The organism is Thiolapillus sp. (assembly GCF_048562965.1).
Classification (GTDB): domain Bacteria; phylum Pseudomonadota; class Gammaproteobacteria; order Chromatiales; family Chromatiaceae; genus Thiolapillus; species Thiolapillus brandeum_A.
In genome coordinates this window covers 1-1,393 of sequence record NZ_JBHNMF010000773.1, presented here as the reverse complement: position 1 = coordinate 1,393, position 1,393 = coordinate 1, and the positions used below count along the sequence as shown (strand labels likewise).

Here is a 1,393-nt window from a genome sequence, read left to right as displayed (position 1 = left end):
CAGGAACTGGGACAGGATTGAAAATGTTTGGTTGAACCCACCCAAAGCGATTCGGGCTAAGGAACAAAAGCTGGACAGAGCTGCATGATTAAATCGGACAACTTTGTTGACAAACACCGGCCCAGCGTTCGGCACACATGGCCGATCTGGAGAAGGAAAACATCCAGGGTGCCGATATCCTGCTAAACGATTCGGGCTTCGATACATTCGTTTCCGGTCTCCGGCCCGACATCGTGCTGTTCGACCGCTTCATGACAGAAGAGCAGTTTGCCTGGCGGGTGGAGCAGGCCTGTCCGGATGCTTTGCGGATACTGGACACGGAAGACCTGCAGTGCCTGAGAAAAGCCCGCTGGCAGGCACTAAAGGAAAACCGGCCGCTGCAGCGGGAAGACCTGTTCAGCGATCTGGCCAGGCGCGAGATCGCGGCCATCCTGCGCAGTGATCTCTCTCTCATCATTTCCGACCATGAAGTGCGGCTGTTGCAGGATACCTTCAGGGTCGATCCTGTCCTGCTCCATCATCTCCCCTTCATGGTGGATCTGAAGCACCTGCCGCCTTCGGGCAAGGCTTTTTCCCGACGCAGGCATTTTGCAATCATTGGCAACTTCCGCCATCCGCCGAACTGGGATGCGGTCCTGTATCTGCAGCAGGTATGGCCGCTCATACGCAAGGTACTGCCCGATACCGAGCTGCATATCTACGGCGCCTATCCGCCGAAAAAGGCCATGGCGCTGGACAACCCCCGTACAGGCTTCCGCATCAGGGGCTGGGCGGACGACGCGCATGCTGTGTTGTCCGATGCAAGGGTATGCCTGGCGCCACTGCGCTTCGGCGCGGGCATCAAGGGAAAGCTGCTGGATGCCATGCTGGCAGGCACCCCCAGCGTCACCACGGACATCGGCGCCGAGGGAATGTCAGGCGGGCTTCCCTGGCCCGGCAGCATTGCCAGCGGCGCGGAAGAAATCGCACGTGCTGCCATCTCACTCCATGAGAACGAAGACCTGTGGCAGGACTGCCGGCAGCGCATTCACCCTCTCATCAGCAAATGCTACAACAGCCAGGTGCTGGCAGACGGCGTGATGGATCACATAGAGAACATCCGCTCAGACCTGAAACGCCACCGCCTGAACAACTTTACCGGCGCCATGTTGCGCCACCATTCCATGAAAAGCACCGAATACCTGTCACGCTGGATAGAAGCCAAGAATGCGCTCGACGATGCAGGAAAGCCATGAGCAACGACTCTGTAAGCAATCCGCCATTGATGAATGATTCAAGCGTGTCTTCGACCTCGTGATAGATTTTGGGACATCCCAGTCCCCAAAATCGACTCGGCCTTTGACAACCTATTCGTGCCCCAGCCGTCCTGGTCACCAAGCACTACGCAACAACT

Annotated in this window: 1 protein-coding gene; it reads left to right on the top strand. The window is 57.5% G+C overall.

Translation table 11 applies throughout. The annotated features are described in order from the left end of the window. The first annotated feature begins 137 nt into the window (after positions 1-137). On the top strand, positions 138-1,235 hold the full coding sequence (locus tag ACOCD2_RS19970; RefSeq protein WP_293649982.1) for a glycosyltransferase: 1,098 nt from the start codon (positions 138-140) through the stop codon (positions 1,233-1,235). The last annotated feature ends 158 nt before the right edge of the window (positions 1,236-1,393 follow it).

What these genes read in the sequence shown, in the direction of transcription:
- ACOCD2_RS19970 (WP_293649982.1), top strand. Translation starts at nt 138, where the DNA reads ATGGCCGATCTGGAGAAGGAAAACATCCAGGGTGCCGATATCCTGCTA.